This is a genomic window from Pelotomaculum sp. FP (genome assembly GCF_004369245.1).
GTDB lineage: Bacteria > Bacillota > Desulfotomaculia > Desulfotomaculales > Pelotomaculaceae > Pelotomaculum_C > Pelotomaculum_C schinkii.
The window spans coordinates 45,867-71,207 of record NZ_QFGB01000011.1; the positions used below are offsets into that span (position 1 = coordinate 45,867).

A 25,341-nucleotide genomic window follows, 5' to 3' on the forward strand; every position below is an offset into this window, starting at 1 on the left:
TATACTCCTTCATTATTATGCTAATCACTATTATGGCTAATAAATCTTCAATTATTAGCAGTTACCGGAAATAACAAAAATATAGCGGTACGCAAGTTCATCACCACTTATTGCCTGCCAAAAGAATATATCCCTCCACGCAAGGGATACTATGGTAATGGCCATATCATTATGATTTACGGGAGCGAGAAGGTTTGCTTGAAAAGGGGAAAATCTCCAGTATTGCGCTGGTATTCTTGTTAATAGATCTCGTAGGAGCGACGGCGGTGGTGTTTTTACCAGCCTTAACGGCTAAATTTGCCGGGCGGGACGCCTGGCTGGTACCAGTTATCAGCACCATCCCGGGAATCGTCGTAATCATGCTCGTTACCGAATTGGGCCGCAGGTTTCCCGGTAAAACAATCATCGAATACCTGCAAATTATCCTGGGCAACTGGCCCGGAAAAGCCGTTGCTGTTCTTTATATATTCTTTTTCATCCATACCAACGGGGTAATCATCAGGCAATTTGGAGAACTGATTACAACCATGATGATGCCTCACACACCCATTGTAGTTCTTCACACAATATTTGTCCTTTTGGCTGCTTACGCGGTGCGTTCCGGTTTGGAAGTAATCGGCAGACTGTGGGAATTAACTTTTCCCTGGGTTTTCATATTGTACGTCATTTTGTTATTATTTAGCTTCCAAAAGGCGGAATTTCACCGCCTCCTGCCCGTGCTTGAAAACGGTTTCAAGCCTGTTCTTCAAGGCTCGATCACGCCTTCGGCGTGGCGGGGGGAGGTTATGATTCTGGCAATGTTCCTGCCATATCTGGCAGAGCCCTCGCAGGGGAGAAGGATGGGAATATGGTCGGTGATAATTATAGGGGCTATATTGATAGCTGACGCCGTTCTTAACACTGCTATCTTCGGCCCCTCCACCAGCCGGCAGGTTTTCCCCAGTTTTACAATAGTAAATGAAATGGTAATCGGCGGGTTTTTACGTGTCGACATTGCTATTGTTATTATTTGGCTGGTGACGATGCTGATCAAGATAGCCCTGTTTTATTACGCTGCGGTATTGGGTACCGCGCAGCTGCTTAACATGAAAGATTACAAGCCAATAACTCTACCTATAGGTGTAATCCTGACCGCCTTATCAATTTTATCTATAGAAAACTCAACAGGTATCCCCGCCTATGCGACAACCGGTTACCCGCCGTTCGCCTACCTGGTGGAATTGGTAATCCCGCTGGCTGTGCTGCTTATCGCCGCTGGCAGAGGTTTGAAACCAAAGTATTAAAACCAAAATCAGCCGACAAAGTCAGGCAGGTTTACCCGGCTTTTGAACGAATACGGACTTTGGATAGAGGAGTTAAAATAGATGCTTGAGAGGGGCAAAATATCCGGCATAGCGCTGGCACTTATTTTAATAAACCTGGTTGGCGCCACTGCTGTAGTGGCTCTCCCTGCCGTAACGGCCAGGTCCGCCCTGAGGGACGCCTGGCTTACGCCTGTCGTCTCCGCTGTTTCCGGAATCGTTGTAATCCTGCTGGTTACGGCGCTTGGCCGGAGGTTTCCCGGCAAGTCCTTGATTGAGTACACACAGGATATCCTGGGTAGTTGGCCCGGCAAAGCCGTAGGCGTTCTTTATCTGTTTTTCTTTTTTCAGAGCTCCGGGGTGATCATCAGGGAATTCGGTGAACTGCTCAGCGCAACAATTATGCCTCGTACGCCCGTTTTAATTTTCAACACAATAATCGTCCTGTTAGCGGCTTACTCTGTACGTTCCGGCCTGGAAGTGATCGGCAGGTTATCGGAATTGCTTTTACCCTGGGTGATTACCCTCTATACAGTGATAATCTTATTCGGCTTGCAGAAGGCGGATTATTCCCGCCTTCTGCCCGTGCTGGAAAACGGTTTTGCGCCGGTTTTATTGGCTTCGCTTACACCTTTGGGATGGATGGGCGAAATGTTGCTCCTGGGCATGATTCTGCCTTACCTGTCGAAACCCCACCAGGGGAGAAAAATAGGTATCTGGTCGGTGATAATTCTGGGTTTCTTACTGGTAATCGACGAAATCGCCAATATTACGGTATTTGGACGGGAGGTCACCCGGCTGAGATATCCAACTTTTATGATTCCAAGTGAAATTTTACTGGGCGGATTTTTACGAATTGACGCTTTATTTGTGATCCTTTGGACGGCAGGACTACTGACAAAGCTGGCAATATTTTATTACGTTTCAGTTTTGGGTACCGCCCAGCTATTGAACCTGAGGGATTACAAGCCCATAGTTTTGCCCATTGGTGTTATTCTAACCGCCTTCTCAATTTTGTCCTTTCAAAACGTCGTTGAAATTCCCACCCACATCACAAAGGGCTTCCCCCCATTCGCCTATCTTTTTGAATGGGCGCTCCCGCTGGCTTTGCTGCTCATCGCCATCATCAGGGGGGTTAAACCGAAGTATTAGATAAGCAGTTCCCTTGCCTCAGCCACCATGTAGAGCGAGCCGGTGACACACAGCAACTCCTCCGGACCCGCCAGGGAGAGCGCCTTGTCCAACGCATCACTTATGTCCTCTATCACATAGACCCCAGGAGTGTAGCGTTTAGCTTCCCGCGCCAGTTCCTGCCAGTTCCCCGCCCTGGGGCTGTTGGGTCTGGTCACTACCACGGCCCTGGCCAACGGTGCCAGCTCCGCGACCACCCTGGCCCGCTCCTTGTCTCCCAGCATGCCGATTAAGAGCACTATGCTCCTGCCGGGAAAGGTTTCTTCCAGCGCCAGGCGCAAGGATCTGGCGCCGGCAAAATTGTGAGCGCCATCTATGATCACCAGGGGTTCCCGGCGCATGATTTCCAGCCTGGCGGGCCAGCGAGCTGCCGCCAGTCCGGATCGTACCGCTGGCGGGCTGATTGACACACCCAGCTCCGTCAAAATTTCGGCGGCCGCCACAGCAGTGGCCGCGTTGACCTGCTGGTGCCTGCCGATCAGGTGGAGCGTAAGGTTTTCATAAACCCTTACGCGCCCCCGGATGGTAAATCTCTGCGCAACCGGAGAACGTGAGATATGCTCCCATGTAATATCCTGGCCCACCCTGATGAGAGGACAATTATTCTCACGGCTGACCTCCTCGATCACATCGAGCCCCTCTCCTTCAGCCGCCGTCACCACCGGAACCCCCGGCTTTATGATACCGGCTTTTACCCCGGCAATTTCCCTGATCGTATGGCCCAGGTAATCCATGTGGTCCATCGCCACATTGGTAATGATCGAAAGCAGGGGCATGGCTACATTAGTCGAATCGATAGCCCCCCCCAGCCCCACTTCGAGGACCAGATAATCGATCTTCTCCCGGTTAAAATAAAGGAAAGCCACGGCAGTAGCCACCTCGAACTCGGTCGGGTGTTCAAACCCTTCCGCCACCATGGCGTCCAGGTGCGGGCGGAGTTCACTAATCAGCGCGGCTATGCTTTCCTCCGGTATGTTGACCCCGTTGATACGAAACCTCTCCGTGTAAGAATGGAGGTGCGGTGAAGTAAAGGTCCCCACCCGGTAACCCGCTTCCTGCAGGATAGCGGCCAGCATCGCTGTGGTGGAGCCTTTGCCGTTGGTTCCCCCAATGTGAATAATGCTTAACTTGCGGTGGGGATTGTCCAGCCTGCCCAAAAGCTCCTCAATACGTTCCAGCCCGAAATTAAAACCAAACTTGCCCAGGCTTGCCACATACTCCATAGCCTCATGGAATTTCACTTCATCGCCTCATTAGAAGGAAGCAAGGGGACGGTTCTCCTGCTTCCTTTCATCATAATCAACCTAGTATAAGTGTAACCATTTATTTCCTTAGCTGGTTTTAATGCAGGTGCTAATGAATTCGCACCTACATACGGGCTCATTGATATATTCACATTATTTCAAGCCCACATCTCTAACCCGTCAGACACCCGGCACGGAACGAATCTTGCCCCCACAGGAATGCATATCATACTTACGCCTTACGCCCTACGACCTACGCCCTATTTGCCCCCCGTCAGTACAGCCAGCCTGTCCCTGATCGCGGAGGACTTTCCGGATAGCTCCTCTTCCTTGGCCTTTTCCTTTTCCACCACGTCAGCCGGAGCCTTGCCGAGAAAGCCCTGGTTGCTAAGCTTGCCCTTGACCCGGACCAGGTCCTTCTCAACCGAGGCCAGTTCCTTCTCCAGACGCGCAGTTTCCTTATCCACATCGATCAACCCTTTGAGCGGGACGAATACCTCAAGGCCGCGGGTGACAGCATGGGCTGCCTGTTCCGGTACACCCGGCAAGGACGTCATTATTTTCAGCTCAGCTGCGGCCAGCCCTTCAATATACCCTGCATTCTTCATCACCAATGCCCGCGTGGTGTCCTCGGGCGCCACTAATAGAGCTTCGGCTTTGCGTCCCGGCGGGACGTTCATCTCACTGCGAATATGCCTGATGGCCTTGGTGACATCCATCAGCAGTTCCATTTCGCTTTCCGCCTCCGGGTCCACCAGTTCACCGCGGACGACCGGCCAGGCAGCCCGCATGATGGTTAAGCCGCGGCCCGGCAGGTTTTGCCAGATCTCCTCGGTAATAAACGGCATAAAGGGATGCAGGAGCTCCAACGTCCCTTTTAAAACCGAAGATATCACGTACTGGGCGGTAACACGGTCGGCTTTACCGGTTTTACCATACAGCCGCGGTTTGGCCAGCTCAATGTACCAATCGCAAAACTCGTTCCAGATAAATTCGTAGAGCACCCTGGCCGCTTCACCAAGTTCATAAGACTCCAGGAAGCCCGTCACCTCAGCGACTGCCTTCTGGTAACGGCTCAAGATCCAGCGGTCGGCCAGGGAATACTTACCGGGCCGACCTTCCGGCTCAAAGTCCTCCAAATTCATCAGCACAAAGCGGGAAGCGTTCCAAAGCTTGTTGGCAAAGTTGCGGGCGCCGTCCAACCTTTCAAAATGGAAACGCAGGTCATTGCCGGGTGTGTTGCCGGTAACCAGCATGAACCTCAGGCTGTCCGCTCCGTGTGACTCGATCACATCAATGGGGTCCACGCCATTGCCCAAAGACTTGCTCATCTTGCGTCCCAGGGCATCCATAACCAGACCGTGAATGAAAACTTGCGGAAAGGGGACTTCGTTCATAAAAGCCAGGCCGGAAAATATCATCCTGGCCACCCAGAAGAAAATGATATCGCGCCCGGTGACCATGACCGAGGTAGGATAGTAATAAGCCAGGTCCAAGGTCTGTTTTGGCCAGCCCAGCGTCGAAAAGGGCCACAGGGCAGAGGAAAACCAGGTATCCAGCACGTCAGGATCCTGCTCGCAGTGCCCGCTGCCACACTTGGAGCAGTTTTTGACCGGTTCCTTGGATACGATTATTTCACCGCAATCCTGACAATACCATACCGGGATGCGGTGTCCCCACCAGAGTTGACGGGAGATACACCAGTCACGGATGTTCTCCATCCAGTGCAGGTAGATCTTGGTGAACCGTTCCGGGATAAACTCTACCCGGCCTTCCCTGGCCGCTTGAATAGCCGGTTTAGCCAAAGGCTTCATTTTAACAAACCACTGGCGTGAAAGCATCGGTTCTATAACAGTGTTGCAGCGGTAACAGTGCCCCACCGCGTGGGTATGGTCTTGTGTTTTGAGCAGAAAACCGTCCGCTTCCAGATCCCGCACAATTTTCTTGCGGCACTCGTAACGATCCAGCCCCTTGTAGCGCTCACCTGCGGCTTCATTCATTTTCCCTTCCTTATTGATTACAATAACTTGAGGCAGGTTGTGACGGTGTCCAACCTCAAAGTCGTTTGGATCATGAGCGGGAGTAATTTTCACAGCGCCCGTTCCGAAAGAGGGATCGACGTATTCGTCGGCAATAACCGGCATTTCCCGGCCAACTATGGGCAGGATTAATGTTTTGCCCACTTGCGAGGTATAGCGTTCATCGCCCGGGTGTACCGCGACAGCCACGTCACCCAGGATAGTCTCGGGGCGTGTGGTCGCAACCACAATATAACCGCTTCCGTCTTTATACGGGTACCTTACGTGATACAAGTGACCCGGGCGGTCCAGGTGCTCAACTTCTATGTCGGAAATCGTGGTGGCGCACTTGGGGCACCAGTTGGTAATGTAATAGTCGCGGTATATCAGCCCCCGCTGGTAGAGCTTGATGAATACCTCCAGCACCGCCTCCGAGCAGCCCTCATCCATGGTAAAGCGCTCACGCCGCCAATCGCAGGAAGCACCCAACTTACGCAGTTGGGCAGTAATCCGGTTGCCGTACTGTTCCTTCCATTCCCACACTTTTTCTAAAAATGCCTCCCGGCCTATATCGTAGCGGGTCAGTCCTTCCTTGGCCAACTGTTCCTCCACCTTGGCCTGGGTGGCAATACCCGCATGGTCGGTGCCCGGTACCCACAAGGCGTTGTAGCCCTGCATGCGCCGCCAGCGGGTCAGGATGTCCTGCAATGTATTATCCAGGGCATGACCCATGTGCAGTTGTCCCGTTACATTGGGCGGCGGCATGACAATGCAAAACGGCTCCTGTTCAGGGTTGACCTCAGGGTGAAAGAACCCGTTTTGCTCCCAATAGCTATACCATTTATCTTCGACCGCACGGGGATCATAAGTACTGGGCAAATCAAATTTTGGCAAAAAGCCTCACTCCCCACATTACATATTAATAAAATTCACCTCTGCACTCACAAAAACAAAAGCCCCTTCCGCCTCAAGGACGGATAAGGGGTTCATCCGCGGTACCACCCTGAATTCCACCAAAAAAGATCGGTTCGCGGGTTTCCGGCTTCTCACGTCCCACGTCCCGTACCCAATAGGCGGCTCTTTAACAAAGCTGTAACGGGCAGGCCCGCCCGTGCTTACTTACAATTCAGCGCGGGGACTCCGGGGCGACAGGAGTAAACACGGGCAGGAAACCTTACAGCCTGGGGTCTCCCTCTCTGGAAGCTAAAAGCCGGTCCCCGTGAGACACTCCCCTCCCTTTCATCGCCGGTAAATATAACTATTTTCCAACATCTTAACTATTTTAAAGGCCAGTGTCAACAATAGAATAAGTCTCCCAAATGGTCCGGAGAAAATTCAGGCCGGCTCCACAACCGCTGACGCTGACGCAACGCCGGCACAGGATGAAACCTCCATGATTTCTCCAGTGTTCATGTGCGTGCGATTTCAATTGCCCACGGCACGTTAGCGCCGAACTTGTGGATGCTTACGTTGTACTAAATTGGTCTTTAATATATTAAGGCCACCGCTCCCAAAAAACTCCGTGGCCTGATATTGCTGCTTTAGTTAGACAGCGGTCTGGCGATAACGTTAGCTTTAGTTTCTCCGGGGGAAGAGTAAATCCTTCTGCAAAAATTTTCTTCCAGCCCTTTCAGGCAGCCTCCTGTTTACCATAAACTGAATGTTTATTCCCAATAAACCGCCCAGAGCTCCTGCAATCCCCAGTAACAGCGCCCGCGCCATTATTTCCACAGGGACAAAGCCAGCATTGCTTCCCAGCATAAACAGGGCCAAAAGCAGCAGACCGTAGCACAAACCCACCAAAAACCCGTGCAGTAAGCCAAGTGTCCGGGCCGCCCGTCCTGCCGCAATCCCGCCGGCGAGCGCGCCCAGGACCGCGCCGGCAATAATCAGTGCCCCCAAATAATAAACCGGGCTAGCCGATAGTACTACCCAGGCATACATCAGGATACAGGCAGCCAGGGTGGCGCTGAAAGCCCAGGCCAGGCCGGACATGACGGCGACCGGCTTAATCCTTCTGACCAGAGGTTTTTTTTCGGCAGTCCAGCTCATCAAAGTGAGATTTTTCATAATTATCACTCCCCTTCCATTTAATACTAACTTATGCGATTTAACGGAGATTATTCGGACGACCTCTCTTTTTAGCATGAAAACCTTAAACTAAAAATAAAAATGTTAAAACAGTAAACTGTTGGGAGGGGACAAATTGAAGCGGTTGCTCGGGCGTAAAAACATTTTGCTCTTGGCGCTCTTAATAAGTGTAATCGGATTGGGTGTCAGACACAGCCTCAAAGAACCTGCCCCCGTTACACATATAGAAAATGTCCGGGTGCTGGAGTCTGTCCGCTCACCGTATTTCCTGCCCCAGTACCTGGCATTAAATCTGGGCTACTTTAAAGAACAAGACCTCTCCGTAAGCATAACTACTACCAGCCAGGAGGCTATCAGGGCCGCCCTGTCTGACGGAAGAACCGATATTGCCCTCTGCGGGCTGCAGAAAATACTTTTCAATCCGGGCGCCAAAGGCCCCCAGCCTAAAGTATTTGCCACCCTGGCGAGGCGAGACGGATCCTTCCTCCTGGCCAGAAAAGATGCGGACAACTTTCAGTGGCAAAACCTTAAAGATAAATCAATTATCGGGGGCTCCCAGGATGACAGCTCTGAAATTGCCCTGGAAGAGGCCTTGCGGCAACAGGGACAAACACCCAACCGAAGCGTGAGCATCTATCATAATATCCCTGATACCCTTCGGTTGGGAGCCTTCCGGGCCGGAACCGGCAACTATATTCAACTGCTGGAGCCTGCCGCCAGCCTGGCAGAATCAAAAGATTACGGAAGAGTGGCGGCGTCAGTCGGCATCATCACCGGTGACATGGTAGTAACCGCCTACGCCGCCCTGCCGGGCTACATCGAGTCCAAAGCGGCTGTAATTCAACGGTTTACCAATGCTATCTACAAAGCCCAGCTCTGGCTCGGCCAACACAGCTCAGAAGAGGCTGCTGAGGTGGTCGCCCCACTCTTTACCAACGTCGATCGGCAGGTATTAATTAAATCCATTGAACGCTACCGTACGCTTGGGGTGTGGTCCAGCGACCCTCTGATTCCCAGGCAATCTTATGATAAGTTTCAGGCGGCCGCAAAAAAAGCTGGTGAAATAACTTCACCAACAGCATATGAAACCGCGGTAATAAATGACTTTGCCCAGCAAGCGGTACAGACCGTAGTCTATGTTAAGGAAGAACCAAAGCCGAAGAAAAACCTCTTCCAGCGAGTATTTCAATAGAAAATCCGTCCACCAATGAAAATATGCGCCCACATTATCATCTTTAAGTTGGTTTTGATATAGGTGCGATTTCAATCGCACAAAGACTGCGTACAGTTTAAGGAATTTCAAATGCATTCCTTGTGTGTCTTTGCGAATGAATTCGCACAGACATTTTTGGGGCGGCTACCAGGTACTTCACCAGGTTAATCATTGACTGTATTGGAACGCAGGATACTCACCTGTCTCACGTCTCACGTCCCACATCCCATGTATTAATCTAATCCTCCCAGAAAAAAATATAAGAAACAACGATGGGAGGGTATTTTGCAATGCAAAAAATTATGATTGGGCTTCTACTTATTATTTTCTGCCTTGGCACTGCGGGTTGTCTGGCTCAAAAGCAGGTGCAGGAACCAGCCCCCAAGCCGCTGGTAGTCCCTGAAACATCGAAAGTGGGCTTCAGCCCGGTTGATTTGAATAATGCTCCGGATGTAGTAAAGAATATTGCTTCCGATATTTCCAAAAGGGAACAGGCAACCTGGGTACAGGTCAACGGGACCAATTATCTCCTGGCCAGCGCCGGCGAAAAAGCCACCGGCAGCAGGGTGGAAATCACGGACATCACTCAAAAGATTCCGGCCCAGGACTTCGTGTGGCTGGACGTCAAGGCAAAATACACCAGCGTCAAGGAGGGGGACAAAAGCAATCCGGTCACAGCTGTAAGCCTGAACCTGACCAGCAACAGGAGCATCAACGGAGTGGGTTTTGAAATCACCAAAACAGCAACCGTAACCCAGACAACACCAACACCGGCCACACCCTCCCCTTCCACCACAACTCCGGCGACTCCGGCGACTCCTGCGCCTACGACCCCCACCCCGGCTGCGCCTTCGCCTACCCCAACGCCAACACCCGCCCCAAGTAAAACAGCCCCTGAAACACCGGCTAAGAAGACAACACCTGCAGAGTCAAAAACCGAGCTTGAAAAAAACCAAAATAATTAGGGGAACCAAGATAATGGTTCCCCCCTACAGCCAAGAAACTAGACAGTGCGAATTAATTCGCACAAGAAATGCAGTAGAAATCCCTTAAACTGCTACGCAGTTTTTGTGCGATTGAAAGCCGGTCGAAACTTGAGATTAAATGTTACGCGTTATGTAGGTTTGTTGTGGTTGTCCAGCGGTTTATTACTTCTAGTAATTCCTCACGACCCTGTCCTGTTTCAGCTGAAAAAGGGATCAGGGCGTCTCCTTCGGCCAGCGCAAGTTCCGCCCGGATTACTCTGAGAGACTGCAGCAGCCTGGAGCGCGAGAGCTTATCGGCCTTGGTTGCCGCCACCGCCGCGGGGAGCCCGCGAAACTTGAGCCAGCCATACATCTGCAGGTCCATTGCGGTAGGGGGGTGGCGGCTGTCTACCAGCAGCAAAACCCCTTTCAAGTTTGGCCTGGTTTTAAGATAGCTCTCAATCATCTTCCTCCAGCTATCCCTCTCTCCGACCGGTACCCTGGCATATCCGTAGCCAGGCAGATCCACCAGATGAAAGATGCCGTTAACCAGGAAAAAGTTGATCAACCTGGTGCGGCCGGGAGTGTTGCTGGTACGAGCCAGGCGCTTCCTGTTGATCAACTTATTCAAAAGGGAAGATTTCCCTACATTGGAACGCCCGGCCAGGGCGACTTCAGGCAGTTCCCCGGCCGGGTAGTGAGGCGGTTTGACCGCACTGGTCACAAATTCGGCGCTTGTTATTTTCATGAAGGGATATGGGCGCCTCCCTCGTTTATTACTGCCGGCTGGTAGGCAGGCGGTTGCGGCACTACGGGAGAGGTATCTGATAAGTCGACAGGCTCAAACTCCTTTTCGGTAAGGGCCTCATCCAGGACTTGATCCATGTGCTCAACCAGGACAAAATGCATTTTATCCTTGACCTTTTTAGGAATCTCATCCAGATCCTTTTTATTATCCTTCGGCATAATGATAGTTTTTATTCCGGCCCGGTGGGCGGCCAGCACCTTTTCCTTGATGCCCCCCACGGGTAAAACTCGGCCGCGCAGGGTAATCTCACCGGTCATGGCTACATCATGGCGCACCTTGCGCCCGGTAATGGCCGAAGCCAGGGCACAAGCCATGGATATGCCGGCCGAGGGACCGTCCTTAGGTATAGCCCCTTCGGGAATATGGATGTGGATATCCTGCTTGTCATAGTACTCTTCATCAATTCCCAACTCTACAGCCCGGCTGCGGATGTAGCTGTAGCCGGCCTGAGCGGATTCCTTCATCACATCGCCAAGCTTGCCGGTCAAAGTAAGCTTGCCGTTGCCCTTGTAGATGGTTACTTCAATTGCCAGGGTATCGCCGCCCACTTCCGTCCAGGCCAGACCGGTGGCAACACCCACCTGATCGTCCTGTTCAGCCACGCCGTAACGGAAGCGGGGCGTACCGAGGAACTGGTTAATGTTCAAAGGTGTCACCTGGACCTTCTTGACCTTGTCTGAAACGATCTGCCTGGCAGTCTTGCGGCAAACGGTGGCAATCTGCCTTTCCAGGTTGCGCACGCCGGATTCGCGGGTATACTCGCGGATTACTTTACGGATCGTATTCTCAGTCATCTTCAACATGCTTTTGTCCAGCCCGTGCTCTTTAATCTGTTTGGGCAACAGGTAGCGCATGGCTATCTGCACTTTTTCCTCCTCAGTGTAACCGGACAGGTAGATAATCTCCATCCGGTCCTGCAGCGGGCGGGGAATATTATGCTGGAGATTGGCGGTGGTGATGAACATAACGTTGGACAGGTCAAACGCAGCCTCGATATAGTGGTCGCTGAAGGTGTTGTTCTGCTCGGGGTCGAGCACCTCCAGGAGAGCCGCCGAGGGATCCCCGCGAAAATCCATGCTCATCTTGTCGATCTCATCCAGCAGGAATACCGGGTTTTTGGAGCCGGCCTGTCTGATGCCCTGAATAATCCTGCCCGGCATGGCCCCGACATAAGTTCGGCGGTGACCGCGAATTTCGGCCTCATCGCGAACCCCTCCCAGGGACATCCGTATAAATTTGCGCTCCAGAGCCCGGGCAATGGAACGTCCCAAAGAGGTCTTGCCGACACCAGGCGGCCCGACAAAGCAAATGATCGGGCCCTTCATCTTTTTGGCCAGCTTCCGGATGGCCAGGTATTCCAAAATCCGCTCCTTAACGGTCTTCAATCCGTAATGGTCTTCCTCCAGGATGTTTTCCGCAGACTTGATGTCCAGCCGGTCACGGGTGCTTTTGTTCCAGGGTAGGGCCAACAGCCAGTCCAGGTAATTGCGCACCACGGCAGCCTCAGCAGCCATGGGGGGCATCTTCTCCAGCCGTTCTACTTCTTTAATGGCCTTTTCTTCAACTTCTTTGGGAAGTTTGGCCTCGGCGATTTTTTCTCTGAGTTCCTCGCCCTCGGCCATGCGCTCGTCCTTTTCACCCAACTCGCGCTGGATGGCTTTCATCTGCTCGCGTAAGTAGTATTCTTTCTGTGTCTTTTCCATCTGCTTGCGCACACGGATGTTAATTTTGCGTTCAAGTTCAACAATTTCCAGCTCTTTGGCCACAATGGCGCAGAGCTTCTCCAACCTCTGGATGATGTTAACAGCCTCAAGGATATTTTGCTTATCATCTAAACGCAACGACAGGTGAGAAGCAATAATATCCGCCAACCGGCCCGGTTCCTCCAAATTCACAACTGAAACAACCGTTTCCGGCGGGATCCGTTTGGACAGTTTGACATATTGCTCAAACTGGTAGATCAGGCTGCGCATCAAAGCTTCAATCTCACTGGTCTTTTGAAAGTCCTCGGAATACTGCTCTATTTCCACCTGGAAGTAGGGCTCGTCGGAAATAAAGCGGCGGGCTTTGGCTCTGGCAATACCTTCGACCAAGACCCGGATGGTCCCTCCGGGCAGCTTCAACAACTGTTTAACCTCAGCAACCGTGCCGATTTTGTAAATATCATCTTCACCGGGGTCATCAGTCTGGGCTTCTTTTTGAGTGGCCAGAAATATGACCCGGTCCTGGATCATGGCTTCCTCAATAGCCTGCACAGACTTCTCACGCCCCACGTCGAGGTGAATCACCATATAGGGGAAGACCAGAATACCCCTCAAAGGCAGCAAAGGCAAGATCTTAATTTCGGAATTCAAAGCTGCACCTCCTTTTCCAAAAACCTGTTGCTTTTCCTGTAGCTATACAAGATTTGTTACGTTTTTATTCTATCATAAATGTCAGAAACACGGCTATAGCAATAATTACATAGGTACACATGAAACCCGGCCTCTTGCCGGGTTTGCCAGGATACTGGTATTCGTGGAAAACATATCATTGATATGCGGTTTTACTTTGTCAGTGGCTGCCCGGCGCCAAAGATTGAGGCGCTTAAGGGGACATCCAGCGGAATTGGAGCTGCCAGCTCCAGCTTTTTCTCCACCGGCAGCGGGTCGGTCAGCGCTACCTTGATTACCTCCTCAAGACGCTCAACCGGTATAACCTGCACATCCGTATATTCCCTGAATATCTCCTGATAATTTTCAGCAGGGATGAGGATCTTGTCAGCCCCCGCCTGACGCGCTGCCTCAACCTTGGCCATCACCCCGCCTACCGGTTTAACAAAGCCGCGAATGGAAAGCTCGCCCGTCATGGCCACCTTGTTGTCTACCTTTAACCCCAGGAGGGCGGAATAGACAGCCGTGGCAATGGTCACACCCGCGGAAGGTCCGTCGGTTGGGGTGCCGCCAGGAAAATTGACATGGATATCATAGTCGCGGTGATCGACTTCCATAGTGCGGCGAAGCACTGTAAGCACGTTTTCAACCGAACTCCTGGCCATACTCTTGCGCCGTATCGTCCTGCCGCTGTCCCCTATTTCTTCCTCCTCCACCATACCGGTAACAGTTAGTTTACCCTGACCCTTGCCAACCGGCAAGGCGTTGCACTCTACTTCCAGCAAAGTCCCCATATTGGGCCCGTAAACGGCCAGACCATTGACCAGGCCCACTTGGGGCTGCGGCGGTATCTTTTTCTCAGGTCTCGGTGAGTACTGCCCGCTGTTGATGACCCACTCGATATCCGCAGTACGGATTTCTTCGCGGCCCTCGGTGATCACGATACCACCCGCAATTTGGACTATATTAACAGCTTCGCGGCCATTCCTGGCGTATTTTTTAATGACCTCCAGGGACCCGTCCTGCAGCGGCAGTTGTATTTTTTGGGCCGCGTTGGAGGCTATCTGCTCGATTTCGTCGGGCAGGAGCTGGCGAAAAAATATTTCCAGGCAGCGTGAGCGGATGGCAGGGGCGATGTGCTCAGCCCCTCTGGTGGTGGCTCCCACCATGCGAAAATCAGCCGGCAGCCCGTTTTGGAAGATATCGTGTATATGAGTGGGGATATTGGTATCTTCCGAATTATAATAGGCGCTTTCCATAAACACCTTGCGGTCCTCTAAAACTTTTAACAGCTTATTGAGCTGAATTGGATGAAGCTCACCGATTTCATCAATAAACAACATCCCCCCGTGCGCCTTGGTAACAGCACCGGGCTTCGGCTGTGGGATCCCCGCTACGCCCATGGGTCCCGCCCCCTGGTAGATCGGATCATGCACCGATCCAATCAGCGGGTCCGCTATACCACGCTCATCAAAGCGTGCGGTAGTCGCATCCAGTTCAATAAACTTGGCGTCTTCTTTAAACGGCGAGAGCGGGTTCTTCTTGGCCTCTTCCAGTACCAACCTGGCCGCAGCGGTCTTGCCTACACCCGGCGGGCCGTAAATGATAACGTGTTGAGGGTTGGGCCCGCAGAGAGCCGCTTTCAAGGATTTTATCCCTTCCGCTTGCCCAATAATTTCACTAAAAGAAGTAGGGCGAGTTTTTTCGGCAAGCGGTTCATTCAAAGAGATCGAACGCATTCTCTGCAGTTTCTCCATCTCTTTGCGTGATTCTTTTTCCACTACGGTCTTGCTGCCTTGCTGAGCTTTAAGCAGGTTCCAGAAATAAAGTCCGATGATGACTGCAAAGAAAACCTGGACAAATGTCAAAATACTCCCAAAACCATAGGAATTTTCTCCCATTTATATCACCTCATCAAAAAAGGGCTTCTAACCCTTAGTATTGCTAAGTTTTGCAAAATTTAATCTGTCCAGTAATAAAAAAAACCAGCCATTAATTCCTTTAAAGGAAAATAACGGCTATTTTTTTAGTAAATTTTAGTATATAATGCAAATAGTATGAATATTTTTAAGGTAAAGGGAGTGATTATCAAAGGAGCATCCGGTCAACCAACCAGCAATTAAAATTTTTTGGAGGTGCAATCATGGCTGATAACAAAGTCTACGAAATCAAAGAATCCGCCATAGCCGACCCCGGGCCGTTAGGCCTGGCCTGTTTTGCTCTAACCACTTTTTGCCTTAGTATGGTAAACGCCGGCCTGGTTGTCAAAGAGTCTGTAGCCGTGGTCATCGCCTTAGCCCTGGTTTACGGTGGGGCAACTCAAATACTGGCTGGTATGTGGGAGTTCAAGAAAAACAACACTTTCGGCGCGACCGCTTTTTCCTCTTACGGCGCTTTTTGGATTTCCTTAGGCGTATTTGAACTGTTTGGAGCACAAAAGATCTTAGTTATCCCGCCACAGGGTGTCTGGCTGTTCCTGCTGGCCTGGACCATCTTCACCTTTTATATGTGGATCGGCAGTTTTGGTACCAATAAAGCTCTCGTGGCCACTTTTACCCTATTACTACTGGCCTTCATATTACTTACTATCGGCGCGGCTGGGAACGCATCAGCTCATACCATGGGCGGTTATGCGGGTATTCTTACCGCCATTGTCGCCTGGTATACCTCGTTTGCCGGAGTATTAAACAATACTTACGGGCGGGTTGTGCTTCCGGTAGGCCCCTGCAAGAAGTAGCTCCTAGGAGAGCAAAAAATCCTGACTGTTTAAAACAGTCAGGATTTTTTTACGGTTTGGTTTAGCTTTCGTAACTTTTCAGTGAACCCGGCGGTGGAAGCATGGTGTTATCAACGCTCACTCCAGTGCTCCGCGCCGGCAGCACCACAGCTCGCTTCGGACCGAACAAGTGCCTGGCTGAGTGCATCTTGAAACTTTTAATCAGGGCAAACTGTCTTTACGTTTGCGCTAAAATCCAAATTCTTTGACGGCACTTGCACGATTTAAAGCGTGCAGCTTTGACTTAAAAGTCCTGTTCGTAACAGATATAGGAAACCTGAAGGATAAATTTACGGACTTTTAAGTCGCTGCACTTACGGCGCTGCAAAGGCGGCGGTAGACTGGTTATGAAAGGAGCCTATTAACCTCTAAGATACTGATACTCATGCACGCCACGTTGGTAGACCGCTGGTTTCGCGCCGCAAGTTCGGTTACCCTCAGCTCGCCGGGTGCTGCTAACGGCTGGGCTGCGTCGTTCGCTAATGATAACACCATGCTTCACCTGGTTTACTGAATATATACTAGCTCTCATTTAGACGGCTTTCTTATGGCTATGCTGTTTCTTCCTTCTTTTTCTTGCGGTCAATGGCGATAATGCGGGGAGGCTCCTTCTTTTGAATGGTCTCCCTCGTCACGATACATTTGGCAATATCGGTACGGGAAGGTATATCATACATCACATCCAGCATAACCTCTTCAAGAATTGAGCGCAGGCCGCGCGCTCCGGTATTGCGCTTGAGCGCCTCCTCGGCCACCGCCGTTAGCGCATCCTGGGCAAATTCCAGGGCAACCCCGTCGAGATCAAACAACTTCTCATACTGTTTCACGAGCGCGTTGCGCGGCTCGGTGAGAATGCGGATTAACGCGTCCTCGTCCAGTGCGTCGAGGGTTACGATAATAGGCAAACGGCCGACAAACTCAGGAATCAGTCCGTATTTCAAGAGGTCCTCGGGCAGAATTTTGCTTAATATTTCCCCGATCTTCTGCTCTTTCCGGGGCTTGATATCAGCCCCAAACCCCATCGATTTTTTACCTGTGCGGTTCTGAATAATCTTATCGACCCCGTCAAAAGCGCCGCCACAGATGAACAGGATGTTGGTCGTATCCAGCTGGATGAACTCCTGGTGAGGGTGCTTGCGACCACCCTGGGGCGGTACACTGGCAACAGTACCTTCAAGTATTTTCAACAGCGCCTGCTGTACACCTTCACCGGAAACGTCCCTGGTAATGGAAGGATTTTCCGACTTGCGGGCTATTTTATCTATTTCATCGATGTAAACAATGCCCTTTTCCGCCTTCTCCACGTCATAATCCGCTGCCTGGATCAGTTTGAGCAGGATGTTTTCAACATCCTCACCGACATAGCCGGCCTCAGTCAGAGATGTGGCGTCGGCAATCGCAAAGGGAACGTTCAAAAGGCGAGCCAAAGTTTGGGCCAGCAGGGTCTTACCGCTGCCGGTAGGCCCAAGCATAACAATATTGCTCTTCTGAAGCTCAACATCATCGATTTTGCCGCCCAGGTTGATTCTCTTATAGTGGTTGTAAACAGCAACCGCCAGAGATTTCTTGGCGCTTTCCTGGCCGATGACATACTGGTCGAGTATTTCTTTGATCTCTTTTGGCTTTGGTATGTCACCCAGTTCCAGGCCCATGTCCTCACTGAGTTCTTCTTCAATAATCTCATTGCATAGTTCGATGCACTCATCACAGATGTAAACGCCGGGACCGGCAACCAGCTTCTTGACCTGATCCTGCAGCTTACCGCAAAAGGAGCATTTCAATTGTCCTTTGTCACCGAACATATTACCACCTCTTTTACCTTTGCTTCCTGCCATCAAACACCTCGTCAATTAAACCGTATTCTTTTGCCTCCTGAGCGGACATAAAGAAGTCCCGCTCGGTATCATGTGATATCTTTTCAATGGGTTGACCGGTATGATTGGCAAGGATTCCGTTCAGGAACTCCCTCATCCGCAGGATTTCCCTGGCGTGGATATCAATATCCGTTGCCTGGCCCTGGACCCCGCCAGCCGGCTGGTGAATCAAAATCCTGGCGTAAGGGAGAGCGTATCTTTTCCCTTTCGCCCCTGCAGCAAGGAGCAGCGAACCCATGCTAGCCGCCTGGCCGAGGCAGATAGTGGACACATCAGGCCGCACGTACTGCATGGTGTCGTAAATTGCCATCCCCGCGGTGACAACACCACCGGGAGAGTTAATATAAAAATGGATGTCCTTTTCCGGGTCCTCTGCTTCCAGGAAAAGCAGTTGGGCGATAATCAGGTTGGCGACATTGTCATCAACGGGCCCGCCAAGGAATACGATACGGTCCTTTAAAAGCCTGGAGAAAATATCATAAGACCGTTCACCGCGATTGGTCTGCTCTACAACTATAGGAACAAGGTTCAATTTATTCAAGCCTCCTACCACGAATTAAAGTCGCTTCTAGATTATTAATATTACTATTCCTCAGTCTGTTCTTTGGTGTCCTCTTCTGTAGTCTGTTCTTTAGTGTCCTCGACCATGAAAGTGGAGACGTCTACAATTTGAGCATTGTCCACCAGTAACTGCACAGTCTTTTCCATGACCAAGCTTTCAGTTATAAATCCTAATTGCCTTTCTTTTTTCAACGTATTGTAGAATTCTTCCGGGTCCTGCTGGTAATGGGCAGCCACCTTGGCGCTTTCCGCTTTTATTTCTTCTTCACTGGCAACAATCCCCTCGTTTTTGGCAATCGCCTCCAAAACCAGATTGGTCCTTACTCTCGTCTCAGCTTCGGGCCGCAGCTGCTCACGCAGTTCCGGCATGGAACTGTTGGTATATTCAAGGTAGGTTTCGAGATTAATACCTTGACCGGAAAGGCGATTGTTCATGCCGCGAATCGTTTCTTCAAGTTGGCTATTAATCATGCTCTCGGGGACTTCCACTTCAGCGTTGCCGACCGCCAGGTCAATCAGGTCCTGCCTGAACTGGTATTCAGCCCTGCTCTCGGCAGTCTGCTTTAATTTATTCCTGGTGTCAGCCCTTAATTCCTCCAGGGTGTCAAACTCACTGACATCCTTGGCGAACTCATCATCCATATCCAATAGTTCTTTACGCTTGATGCCATTAACGGTGACCTCAAAAGTAGCCTCTTTGCCCGCTAATTCCTCGGACTGGTAGTTTTCCGGGAAGGTTACATTGATTACCTTGTTTTCACCAATGGACATACCGATCATCTGGTCCTCAAACCCTGGAATGAAAGAACCTGACCCGATGGTCAAGGGATAGTTTTTGCCTTCCCCTCCTTGAAAAGGTTCCCCGTCAACTTTACCCAGAAAATCTAATTCAACCTGGTCACCGTCTTCAACAGTACCTTCTTCTATAGTAAGCAACTTGGCATGTCTATTGCGAAGGCGCTCCAGCTCAGCCTCTACATCTCTTTCCTGGATCTCAGTTACAGATTTGGATAGCTCAATGCCTTTGTACTGTCCCAGTATAACTTCCGGCTTCACCTCAACCGTAGCTTTTAACAGCACTGGTTTTCCATCTTCAGCCTGAACGATTTCCATCTTGGGCTGGTCGATCGGCTCAATCCCGGTATCCTCAACCGCTTTAAAGTAAACCTCCGGAACCAGTGACTCCATAGCCTCCTCGTAAAGGGCTTCTTTACCTACAAAACGCTCAAAGATGGGTCGTGGTGTTTTGCCTTTCCGGAAGCCCGGGATATTTACTTTTTTCACCATCTTGCGGTAAGCTTTATCCAGAGCCTGGGAGACTTCTTCAACGTCTACCTCTATTTCCATTTCTACAGTGTTTTTTTCGATCCTTTCCGCGTTAGCCTTCATATATGCTCCCCCTTAAATTGTGTAATTATAAACCGTGTATACAATAAGAATAAAAGAATACTTTGCCTAGCAGTATGTACCATTAATTGCAATTATTATATTGTAACCAATTTTAATCATTTATTCTCCGGCTAAAGGCTGTTTTCCTCCCATTCAAACTAAAAATACCAAGGCCTATAGCCCTGGCTACCAAAATTGCCATATAAGGTTGGGCTTCCCAACTGCAACCCGAGCAAGTGTTGCAGCGGCATACCTGATATGTTATCATTTATTATAACTGCCCCAGAATTAATTATCAATATAAACCCAAGCTTTAAGGGCAAAAAAATAACAGCGCGCGACATTATTACAGATCTATAACATGAGGCCCCTTAATCCTTGACAACACTTTGATTATTTGTTAACATATCATGTGCGGACAGTCGGGTAACCCAAGTCTGCAGCCAAGAAAACATGGTGGGTGTAGCTCAGCTGGTTAGAGCACCAGATTGTGGCTCTGGGGGTCGTGGGTTCGAGTCCCATCATCCACCCCATTATAAAATTGGGGCGTCGCCAAGCGGTAAGGCACCGGTCTTTGGAATCGGCATTCGTTGGTTCGAATCCAGCCGCCCCAGCCATTTAATTTTATGGGCCATTAGCTCAGTCGGTAGAGCACCTGACTTTTAATCAGGGTGTCCCGCGTTCGAGTCGCGGATGGCTCACCAAGAAAAGACTTCCGTAAAAACGGAAGCCTTTTTATTTTTGATGGTTGGTTGACTGACCATGCATCACATTTTTCTGTTAATCTTTCTGTCATTTTTAATGTACTAAAAACTTTTTTTCAATAACCATGGAACTTGTTTAAATTGTTCAAATGATGATAATATTTTTAGGAATACTTTTGCATTTCGGAGGTATATAATATGAATCACCTTATTCAAAAGTTAATTGAATTTAGAGACCAACGAAACTGGAAACAATTCCATAACCCCAAAGATTTGGCCATATCACTTGTACTGGAAGCTAGTGAACTTCTAGAAAATTTCCAATGGAAAAGCAGTGAACAAGCCGTTCGAGAGAAAAGTAAGAGCATCGAAGAAGAAATGGCTGATGTTTTTACCTATTTACTTCTTTTATCTAACGAGATGGGCATAGATTTAGAGAAGGCCGTAATAGATAAAATAGCAAAAAACGCTACAAAATATCCTGAAAGTAAATCATTTGGATCTAACAAGAAATATACAGATTTATAGTTCTGTGTTGTAGACTTCAATAATTTTTGGCATGCCACATATTACCAGATACAATTTATATACTTATACTGGCGGCATTATACACTATGTACTTTATATTACTTTTATTGTCCCTTCACTCCCATCCCATATGAACCAAGCATAAGCAGCTTGATCTGTCTGGTAATCATCATCAAAATAAGGCCTGTCCGACAAAGCATATAGGAAGGAAACGGGATAATTCTGCCAAAAATCGTACCTATCCCCAGACTCCAAATACGCCGTTTTCATGAGCATAATTATTTGACCCTCTTCTGAAACCACCTCAAAACATTTCATGATTATCTCTTTTGCAATATTATAAGGCGGGTTGGTGATAATAGTGTCATACTTCTGATCAGGTTGCCAGGTTAAAAAATCAGCGATAAATACGTTGCCGAATTCCTGCAGTTTCTTCTCTTCTGCTTTGCGGATTTCAACAGAGGTTATGGGATTCTTATATCCAAAATTCCTGATAGCTTTCAATACCGCTCCGTCTCCGGCGGTGGGGTCTAAGATATGACCGTACAGTCTTCTATGATCCAGTAGTTTTCTTACCACCCATTCGGGCGTTACATAGTAATCATAATCATTTCTTTTCTTAGTCACTCCCTATTCCTCCTTTTATACTAATAGCATGAAACTTAGGTCCCAGAACAGGTCCTGGCAGGATACTTTGATGCTTTTACAACATATGAATTCAGACAATAGGATCACCGAAGAAGGGCTTCTAGAAGCCCTATTTTTTGGGGATTACTAGAAGCCCTTCGCATGCAATTATCCTATCTACCGGAGGTTTTGTCAACGGGCCTAACTTTCTGCGTCCACATTTTTATGCAAAGTTAGTTAGTGGCACTTAGCCAATGCTTGCAAATACTCTCTCCCTGATTTCAGACAAGCTTTCTTCTCTTAATAGCTGGCCGTCCTTAAATACAGGCTCCAATAGATCAACGGACTCATATTCTTTTTGTTGTTCTCTATTAAGATTATCAATGAAATTTATATTTCCATTATCATCCTTAGTCACAACGACCAATCCAAGTTGAGATTTTTTCCATCTTTGTGGATCTGTGATCGGATCTTTGTAAATTTTACGTTCCTGACCGCCTACCACCGCATACGTCGACTTCAGTGAAAATCCAAAATCATCTCTTGTCTTACGTTGATAGGTGAAGGAACCAATGCCGAAGACCATGTTCGTAGAAGCAAAGCCTTTATCAGCTAATTGCTGCAAGATATCCCGGCAGCTATCAATAGTGATAGCCTCTCCATAAATACAGCCAATATGGGTATCCAGGTGTTTGAAACCCTTATCGGTAGTGAAACCACCAAAGATATCCCAGAGGATTTCTACAACACCCTTGCGTTCATTTTCGGTCTCACCATCGGGATCCCCACACATAATCTTAACCGGATCACCCGAATCAGGCCTGATAACCACCCGGCCCTCCCTGGCCATAATGACGTCTTTCAGTGGCTTAACAACGTTATCCAGAACATTCCACAGATCCCAGGTATCAGACACAATGGAAAGGAATCCGGTCGGGTAGACTTCGGTCATTAAATACTTATAGCTTTCGTATTCATTCCTGCCGAAGACCTCCATCACACTGTGTTCCGTTGCGGGGATGGCAGTTCCGACAAGCTCTTTTTCAATATCGGCGTTATAATATTTTTCCAGATACAAAACTGCTGGAGGAGTATCTGTACCGGTAAAGGCCAGCAGGTGTCCGGCGCCGCTCAACTGGGCGGCAGACAGCGAAGCTAAACCACGCATTGAAAAGTCATGCCCGCAGAACTGCACGAATTCCTTGGCGCCACCGGTCATGTCACAAAAGGAATCCATGATTTTCCGATACTCAAGAGCGAGAGTCGCTGACGTTGATGGCATCCATAATTGGCAGGACAACAATGTTTCAAGGTAATTTGTCACCCAGAAAAATTCTGGTTTAGTATTTTCAATTGTTAACATAGGAACCCTAATCGGCACTAAAGTTCCTTCTTTAACAGCCTTGATTAATACTGGAACATACCCTAGATCATGCAATTTTTCAATGTGCTGCGTTTCCGGGTTTTCACGTCCAAGCGTATATTTGATAAATCTCCTGTATTCATCAACCACTTCTTTTTTGGGCCTGGAGAAGAAATACTCATTAAAGTAGTCAAGAAGAAATTCTTTAACAAATCCTTGGAAGCCAAATGCTACAACCTTATCAACGCCATTAATCCTGGACGCTCTCGGAGTCCAGGTTGAATATACTACTTCAGTGTCTTTTGGATACTGTTCCCTATGCGAAATCTTATAAAAATCGCACAGTAATGAAGCTGGATAAATATACTTTTTTGTACTCACACTTGACATCTCCTTAATTTGTTTACTAAAAAATTAATTACTTCTCCCCATGCATAATGCTTAAATCCACCAAAGATGAGTCAATTGCCAGAAAACTATGAAACATCGATACATCGATGGAAAACTCCCCACATATTCAATACAAGCAGCTAATACCGTCAATAACTTTTTCAGCAAAAAGATATCACAAGATTCCAATTTAATCAAGCCCTAAAACGTCCATCAACGATAATTTTTTAAATTTTATTATATAATTTGATTCATATTGCAGCCTTAATTAAAATTTGGAGGTAAGGTATTTTTGTGAAAACTTTGTGCAATAAATCACTAGCGTTACATAAAAATTGAGGTAAGGGAGTATCAAAATAAAGTTTAAAGTTCTATTCAGTAGAACAGCATATAATTTAGAGTTTTCGCAGCACGAAAGTTAAAGCCGGCCCTTTACAAATGCAGGCAAGCAAGCGGAACAAACTGTTGATCAAATCCTATAATCACAATCCGATATTGTAAGATACTTCACAAGGTTTATTTTAAAATTTGTCAAATATTATTTGAAATGCTTCCGAAATTATTCACGCGAGGGTTAAATTTTAACTTCACAATTGGTTTGGTAAAATACATTTTATAAAAACATCCTTTCGTCTTGTTGGAACGGTTCTTTAGGGGTAATCTTACTGCCGCAATGAGGATGTCTTTTGTCGTTTTCAAGTTCATCAACTCAAGCCAGTTTCACCAAGGCTTCATAGCTATTGTTTACGTGCGGAAATTAAGTAATATAAAATTAATTATATCATAAATAATTGATATATTTTGTCGTAAGTAGTCGATGATAATGTGCAATTCCCATTAGCATCTTTATGTTCTTCCATTATTAAATTGCCTTAGTTGCTCAACTTACCAGCTTAAATACTCATGATTTATAGTCCAGACTTATTGCAGAAAAAAGCTGAAGCTGTTCATAATTTATCTACCAAGTAGTTGACAATCAGAATCACATATACTATAATCACAAAATAATTAAAAATTAAGTTAAAAGGCGGTAACAGTTAATGGCATTTGAAGTATACAAACCACGTGGTGAAAAAGTCAATAAAATCCCATTAGTATCACTGTCAAAGAATTCAATAGTTTTGAATAAAACATCCAGGGAAAAACTAAACGCTACAAGTATTGAATTGGCTTTTGACAAAGACACTAACACTCTTAGAATCAAAGAATCTGCTGACGGTCAAACACTCAAGAAAACAAAGGTCTTTGCTAAGGGTTTTTTCAACTATTTTGGGATAAATAAAAAGGGTAAATTTCCTGCCAACTATGATGAAACAGAAAATGCTTTATTTGTTGAACTAAAATAACCTGCAAAAGCAGGTTTTTTTATGAGTTATTATTATTTTACACACTCAATACTATGTGTAAACATCCAGTTTTCAATAATCTAGTTACTAATTATTCCCCCTTTTTATCGCTATTAATCACCCGTCATCCATACAGTAATTTTGAAACCCTAAAAATGATGTATATTTCTGTCTTAATCCATAGATCCTTAAAAATATATTACATGTTAATTAATTGTTTTGCTATTGTTTTGAGGGAATAATTTTCACTACCTAAACATATAAATTATATGGCATATAATGTTATCACTTGACAGTAATAGTCTTGTGTAGTAAATTATATAAGTAAACTTTCGTATCAACTGGATTATAAGACCCCGTTAATGAGATTAACAATTCAGAAGTTTAAAAAATCATACAATCCTTTGATAATGAACAATTACATGCGGGCGTGGCGGAATGGCAGACGCGCTGGACTTAGGATCCAGTGGGGTAACTCCCGTGAAGGTTCAAGTCCTTTCGCCCGCACCATGAAAATCAAGGCCTCCGGGGATCGGAGGCCTTTTTATCTTTGCCTGCTTTAGGTTTTTAGTCACGAAAT

Annotated in this window: 18 protein-coding genes and 4 tRNA genes; 11 read left to right on the plus strand and 11 right to left on the minus strand. The window is 48.1% G+C overall.

What is annotated here, in order from left to right; all coding sequences use genetic code 11:
- Positions 1–194: 194 nt before the first annotated feature.
- Positions 195–1,283, plus strand: a complete 1,089-nt coding sequence (locus Psfp_RS06395; RefSeq protein ID WP_134217723.1) for an endospore germination permease — start codon at positions 195–197, stop codon at positions 1,281–1,283.
- 81 nt (positions 1,284–1,364) lie between these two features.
- On the plus strand, positions 1,365–2,453 hold the full coding sequence (locus Psfp_RS06400) for an endospore germination permease (RefSeq protein WP_134217724.1): 1,089 nt from the start codon (positions 1,365–1,367) through the stop codon (positions 2,451–2,453).
- On the opposite strand, the gene Psfp_RS06405 is transcribed toward Psfp_RS06400, so the two are convergent.
- From Psfp_RS06405 to Psfp_RS06415, 3 genes are all read right to left on the minus strand, one after another.
- Positions 2,450–3,733 (minus strand): folylpolyglutamate synthase/dihydrofolate synthase family protein, encoded by a 1,284-nt coding sequence (locus Psfp_RS06405; RefSeq protein ID WP_134217725.1) that lies wholly within the window; start codon positions 3,731–3,733, stop codon positions 2,450–2,452. The two genes, Psfp_RS06400 and Psfp_RS06405, sit on opposite strands and share 4 nt — an antisense overlap.
- Before the next feature lie 263 nt (positions 3,734–3,996).
- The gene (locus Psfp_RS06410; RefSeq protein ID WP_134217726.1) at positions 3,997–6,648 is read right to left on the minus strand and encodes a valine--tRNA ligase; all 2,652 of its coding nucleotides are present in this window, start codon (positions 6,646–6,648) and stop codon (positions 3,997–3,999) included.
- A 681-nt stretch (positions 6,649–7,329) separates the two neighbouring features.
- The gene (locus Psfp_RS06415) at positions 7,330–7,824 is read right to left on the minus strand and encodes a TIGR04086 family membrane protein (RefSeq protein WP_190239256.1); all 495 of its coding nucleotides are present in this window, start codon (positions 7,822–7,824) and stop codon (positions 7,330–7,332) included.
- A gap of 136 nt (positions 7,825–7,960) precedes the next feature.
- On the opposite strand from Psfp_RS06415, the gene Psfp_RS06420 reads away from it, so the two are divergent.
- Both Psfp_RS06420 and Psfp_RS06425 read left to right on the plus strand, forming a co-directional pair.
- Positions 7,961–9,037, plus strand: a complete 1,077-nt coding sequence (locus Psfp_RS06420; protein WP_190239257.1) for an ABC transporter substrate-binding protein — start codon at positions 7,961–7,963, stop codon at positions 9,035–9,037.
- Positions 9,038–9,348: 311 nt separating this feature from the next.
- On the plus strand, positions 9,349–10,023 hold the full coding sequence (locus Psfp_RS06425; RefSeq protein ID WP_134217729.1) for a hypothetical protein: 675 nt from the start codon (positions 9,349–9,351) through the stop codon (positions 10,021–10,023).
- Positions 10,024–10,165: 142 nt separating this feature from the next.
- On the opposite strand, the gene yihA is transcribed toward Psfp_RS06425, so the two are convergent.
- The 3 genes from yihA to lonB form a co-directional block, all read right to left on the minus strand.
- Positions 10,166–10,771 carry a ribosome biogenesis GTP-binding protein YihA/YsxC gene (yihA, locus tag Psfp_RS06430; protein WP_134217730.1) on the minus strand — a complete coding sequence of 202 codons (606 nt, stop codon included), beginning with the start codon at positions 10,769–10,771 and terminating at the stop codon, positions 10,166–10,168.
- Entirely contained in the window at positions 10,768–13,185 is a 2,418-nt protein-coding gene (gene lon / locus Psfp_RS06435) for an endopeptidase La (protein WP_134217731.1), read from the minus strand. Before lon ends, yihA begins: the two co-directional genes overlap by 4 nt.
- Positions 13,186–13,376: 191 nt before the next feature.
- The gene (gene lonB / locus Psfp_RS06440; protein WP_134217732.1) at positions 13,377–15,104 is read right to left on the minus strand and encodes an ATP-dependent protease LonB; all 1,728 of its coding nucleotides are present in this window, start codon (positions 15,102–15,104) and stop codon (positions 13,377–13,379) included.
- A 242-nt stretch (positions 15,105–15,346) separates the two neighbouring features.
- Between lonB and Psfp_RS06445 the strand changes: the two genes are divergently transcribed.
- Complete coding sequence (locus Psfp_RS06445) at positions 15,347–15,940, plus strand: GPR1/FUN34/YaaH family transporter (RefSeq protein ID WP_134217733.1); 594 nt, start codon at positions 15,347–15,349, stop codon at positions 15,938–15,940.
- 590 nt (positions 15,941–16,530) lie between these two features.
- On the opposite strand, the gene clpX is transcribed toward Psfp_RS06445, so the two are convergent.
- From clpX to tig, 3 genes are read right to left on the minus strand one after another with little or no spacing between them, the layout of a single operon-like run.
- A complete protein-coding gene (gene clpX / locus Psfp_RS06450; protein ID WP_134217734.1) occupies positions 16,531–17,781 on the minus strand; it encodes an ATP-dependent Clp protease ATP-binding subunit ClpX in 1,251 nt (416 codons plus the stop codon).
- Positions 17,782–17,794: 13 nt separating this feature from the next.
- The gene (gene clpP / locus Psfp_RS06455; RefSeq protein WP_134217735.1) at positions 17,795–18,385 is read right to left on the minus strand and encodes an ATP-dependent Clp endopeptidase proteolytic subunit ClpP; all 591 of its coding nucleotides are present in this window, start codon (positions 18,383–18,385) and stop codon (positions 17,795–17,797) included.
- 53 nt (positions 18,386–18,438) lie between these two features.
- On the minus strand, positions 18,439–19,803 hold the full coding sequence (tig, locus tag Psfp_RS06460) for a trigger factor (protein ID WP_134217736.1): 1,365 nt from the start codon (positions 19,801–19,803) through the stop codon (positions 18,439–18,441).
- 456 nt (positions 19,804–20,259) lie between these two features.
- Between tig and Psfp_RS06465 the strand changes: the two genes are divergently transcribed.
- The 4 genes from Psfp_RS06465 (at position 20,260) to Psfp_RS06480 (ending at position 21,035) form a co-directional block, all read left to right on the plus strand.
- A tRNA-His gene (locus Psfp_RS06465) sits at positions 20,260–20,336 on the plus strand.
- 9 nt (positions 20,337–20,345) lie between these two features.
- Positions 20,346–20,420 (plus strand) — tRNA-Gln (locus tag Psfp_RS06470).
- 11 nt (positions 20,421–20,431) lie between these two features.
- Positions 20,432–20,507: transfer RNA gene (locus Psfp_RS06475), tRNA-Lys, on the plus strand.
- A gap of 198 nt (positions 20,508–20,705) precedes the next feature.
- Positions 20,706–21,035 (plus strand): nucleotide pyrophosphohydrolase, encoded by a 330-nt coding sequence (locus Psfp_RS06480; RefSeq protein ID WP_134217737.1) that lies wholly within the window; start codon positions 20,706–20,708, stop codon positions 21,033–21,035.
- 93 nt (positions 21,036–21,128) lie between these two features.
- On the opposite strand, the gene Psfp_RS06485 is transcribed toward Psfp_RS06480, so the two are convergent.
- Both Psfp_RS06485 and Psfp_RS06490 read right to left on the minus strand, forming a co-directional pair.
- On the minus strand, positions 21,129–21,662 hold the full coding sequence (locus Psfp_RS06485) for a methyltransferase (protein WP_134217738.1): 534 nt from the start codon (positions 21,660–21,662) through the stop codon (positions 21,129–21,131).
- Between the two features lie 247 nt (positions 21,663–21,909).
- Positions 21,910–23,406 carry a nicotinate phosphoribosyltransferase gene (locus Psfp_RS06490; protein ID WP_205079488.1) on the minus strand — a complete coding sequence of 499 codons (1,497 nt, stop codon included), beginning with the start codon at positions 23,404–23,406 and terminating at the stop codon, positions 21,910–21,912.
- Between the two features lie 1,049 nt (positions 23,407–24,455).
- Between Psfp_RS06490 and Psfp_RS06495 the strand changes: the two genes are divergently transcribed.
- A complete protein-coding gene (locus tag Psfp_RS06495; RefSeq protein ID WP_134217740.1) occupies positions 24,456–24,761 on the plus strand; it encodes a hypothetical protein in 306 nt (101 codons plus the stop codon).
- A 424-nt stretch (positions 24,762–25,185) separates the two neighbouring features.
- Positions 25,186–25,271, plus strand: a tRNA-Leu gene (locus Psfp_RS06500).
- Positions 25,272–25,341: the final 70 nt, after the last annotated feature.